This window comes from Secundilactobacillus malefermentans DSM 5705 = KCTC 3548 (assembly GCF_001436395.1).
Taxonomy (GTDB): domain Bacteria; phylum Bacillota; class Bacilli; order Lactobacillales; family Lactobacillaceae; genus Secundilactobacillus; species Secundilactobacillus malefermentans.
In genome coordinates this window covers 1-3,659 of sequence record NZ_AZGJ01000081.1, presented here as the reverse complement: position 1 = coordinate 3,659, position 3,659 = coordinate 1, and the positions used below count along the sequence as shown (strand labels likewise).

Annotated in this window: 2 protein-coding genes and 1 pseudogene; 2 read left to right on the top strand and 1 reads right to left on the bottom strand. The window is 39.4% G+C overall.

The genetic code is table 11. The features are described 5' to 3' along the window. Positions 1 to 266: IS30 family transposase (locus FD44_RS09570; protein WP_162258120.1), on the top strand; the 266-nt coding region annotated here is incomplete at its 5' end. A gap of 216 nt (positions 267 to 482) precedes the next feature. Further along, positions 483 to 2,597 carry an ATP-dependent protease ClpL gene (gene clpL / locus FD44_RS09565; protein WP_054712824.1) on the top strand — a complete coding sequence of 705 codons (2,115 nt, stop codon included), beginning with the start codon at positions 483 to 485 and terminating at the stop codon, positions 2,595 to 2,597. A gap of 181 nt (positions 2,598 to 2,778) precedes the next feature. Here the strand turns inward: clpL and FD44_RS09560 are convergent. Further along, positions 2,779 to 3,524, bottom strand: a pseudogene (locus FD44_RS09560) (transposase). Positions 3,525 to 3,659 lie beyond the last annotated feature (135 nt).

Genomic DNA, 3,659 nt, shown 5'->3' with positions numbered 1-3,659 from the left:
AGTTTAGTGGGCTAGTATCACTTGAATCACAATATGGTATTAAGACCTATTACTGCCATGCTTATACGCCAGCTGAACGTGGTAGTAATGAACGCTTTAATCGGAATTTACGTTATGTTTATCCCAAAGGGACTCGTTTTGAGCACATTAGTGCTCAAGATTTAACGACGACGTTACTCCAAATTAACCAGCGACCGCTTAAAATACTCGACTGGCAAACACCGTATCAGGTTATGCTGACAAATTTTTCCAAAAATTCGGATTAAATTTGCAATCTACCACATATTATATTTTGATATACTAATTAACGGCAATTTATCCTGAAAGGGTTTGTTGTAATGGTATTTCAAAGTATCTCGTTTAATACACCGATAAGCACTTTACTTAATGATACATAAAAATCGTGATACAATTAACTGAAGTTTTAAAGGATATTATGGTCACTAAGTTACACGTGTAAATTTTTATGGAGGTGTTGTACTATGGCGAATTTCTACGAAAATGATCCTTTTTTCAACAATGATATGGATGATGTTTTCAATCAATTATTTCGGCGCATGGATAATCAAAATTCGGAGCGTGCACGGTACTTAGTTAATGGAAAATCGTTGACACCAGATGAGTTTGCTCAATACCGATCAACTGGTAAGCTACCCCAAAATAATAAAACAATAGAAGTATCTAAAGATGGTAAACAGGCTTTTAAAAAAGGAGGGATTTTAGAAAAGTTAGGGACTAATTTGACGGAACAGGCTCGTGATGGATTACTAGATCCAGTGATTGGACGTGAGAATGAGATTCAAGAAACTGCAGAAATTTTGAGTCGTAGAACGAAAAATAATCCAATCTTAGTTGGTGATGCCGGTGTAGGTAAAACTGCAGTCGTCGAAGGTCTGGCACAAGCAATTGTGGCTGGTAAAGTTCCAGAAACGATTCAAGATAAAGAAATCTATTCGATTGATTTATCGTCTTTGGAAGCAGGAACTCAATATCGCGGTTCTTTTGAAGAGAATATTAAACAGCTGGTAAAGGAAGTTAAAGCAGCTGGTAATATTATTCTATTCTTCGATGAAATTCATCAGATTATCGGCACGGGTGCCACTGGTGGTGAAGACGGTGGCAAGGGATTGGCTGATATCATTAAACCAGCTTTGTCACGTGGCGAGCTGACTGTAATCGGGGCTACGACTCAAGATGAATATCGCAATACTATTTTGAAAAATGCGGCTTTGGCACGGCGATTCAATGATGTTGTGATTAATGAACCGACGGCCGCTGACACTTTACGTATATTACAAGGTGTTAAAAAGCTGTACGAAAAACATCATCATGTTGTATTACCAGATGATGTTTTGAAGGCGGCTGTGGATTATTCAATCCAATATATACCACAACGCACTTTGCCAGATAAAGCTATCGATTTGATCGACATGACTGCGGCTCATTTAGCGGCTAAAAATTCGCAAACTGATGTTGAGACATTGGATCAACGCGTTAAAAAATTAGAGGCAGCTAAGGAGGCCGCCGTTAAATCGGAGGACTTTAAAAAAGCCGCTGATATCAAGAAGTCGATCGAGGAAACCAAGCAAAAAATTAAAGAAACGGATCAAAAAGAAAAAATCACTGCCACGATTGATGATGTGGCACAATCGGTTGAACGTTTAACTGGTATACCAGTTGCTGATATGGGCGCTAATGATATTGAGCATTTGAAAAATCTTGATAAGCGTCTGAAAAGTAAGGTAATCGGTCAAGATGAAGCGGTTGAAATGGTAGCAAAAGCAATTCGGCGTAACCGTGCGGGCTTTTCAGAGGGTGATCAGCCGATTGGAAGTTTTCTGTTTGTGGGCCCAACTGGCGTAGGAAAGACTGAATTAGCTAAGCAATTAGCCTTAGATATGTTTGGAAATGAAAATGCGATTATTCGGCTAGATATGAGTGAATATGCTGATCGTACAGCTGTGTCGAAATTAATTGGTACCTCGGCTGGATACGTAGGCTATGAAGATAATGCTAATACTCTAACTGAACGGGTTCGGCGTAATCCATATTCCATTGTATTATTAGATGAAATTGAAAAGGCTGATCCACAAGTATTAACGTTACTATTACAAGTGATGGATGATGGGCGCTTAACGGATGGACAAGGCAATGTCATTAATTTCAAAAATACGATTATTATTGCTACTTCTAATGCTGGCTTTGGTAATGAAGCATTAAGTGGTGACAAGCAACGAGACCAGTCATTAATGGATAAGTTAGCACCATTTTTCCGCCCAGAATTTCTGAACCGTTTTAATGGAATCGTGGAGTTTTCACATCTGACTAAGCAAGACTTAAGTCAAATTGTCGATTTGATGTTGGCGGATGTACAAAAAACGTTAGCCAAAAAATCCATCAAACTTGAGGTAACTAAAGCGGCCAAAGATTGGCTGATGGAACAAGGCTATGATGAAGCAATGGGGGCGCGGCCATTACGGCGAGTAATTGAACAACAAATTCGTGATAAGGTAACGGATTTCTACCTTGACCACTTAGATGTCAAAAACTTGAAGGCTGATTTAGTGGATGGTGAGATTGTGATATCGGCAGCTTAGCTTAAATCAGTGTTCATAAATAACTTTATGTAAGAGGAGATTTATTGGGCAGGAGATCGCTTGATAGATCTCCTTTTTTCGTTGATTTTCACCATTTGATATTAATCTATTGAGTAAATGTGGATATCGTCAAGAATCTTGTGTAAATTAAATACCTACGTACATATAATATGTAGTTAATTTAAGTAAAGGATGATTCCAGGGTGTCCTGAAGTCCGTTGAATCCGCGATGGATTCGCTTCATGGACTTCTCGTTGTAGACGTTAAACTGAGAAACCAGGAATCGATTCAGTGAATCTTCCGTTGGAAATTGTTCTTTGTGGTTGGGGTTGCGTTTGAGATGCTTGTTAAAGTTCGCAATCAAGTTGGTTGAATACAATGAACCGCTTCTTTTTGGACGGTGTCCCGCTTTAAAGGCAGGTAATTGGCATCTAAGAAGATGGCCGCATATTGCGAAGGCAGTCGCCGTTGCTGGAAAGCTTGAACTTGTTCATCAACGACTTTGGTCATGTTGGAAACCGTGGCTTTGGAGTAATGAGCACCGTACATTTTCTCAATGAGTTAGGCGATTTCGGTGGTGGTAATTCCCTTGGTGTATAGCTGAATAACCGTTGTTTCCAAGCTGTCACTGTGCCGACCGTAGGCTGGCAAGATGTGGTTGTGGAAAATACCATTGCGATCCCGCGGAATGGTTAAGTTGAGTTGACCATACTTCGTATCAAACGAGCGTTCATAACTGCCATTGCGGTTATTTCTAGTGTTAATTCCAGCATACGAGTGGCGCTCATAGCCTAAAAAAGCTGCCAGTTCGGTTTGAAGCAGCTGGTTAATCGCAATTTCGAGGTGGTGCCGAAAAACTTCGTCTAAATCTTGTTTTTGGACTAGCGTAGCGATAATTTCTGTGGTAAGTTCATTCCCTAGTTCTATACAATTTAGAAATCTTTTTATGCGTTTACACAAGTTATTTTACGCTCTCTAAAATATAGTTAACTTTCTATTTATTCAGATCTTTATGCCAATTGCATATCAAAAAGCACTACTTGAAGTGAACCCCCGGTATTG

Coding starts and splice junctions, on each gene's coding strand:
- clpL (WP_054712824.1), top strand. CDS start 483: ATGGCGAATTTCTACGAAAATGATCCTTTTTTCAACAATGATATGGAT.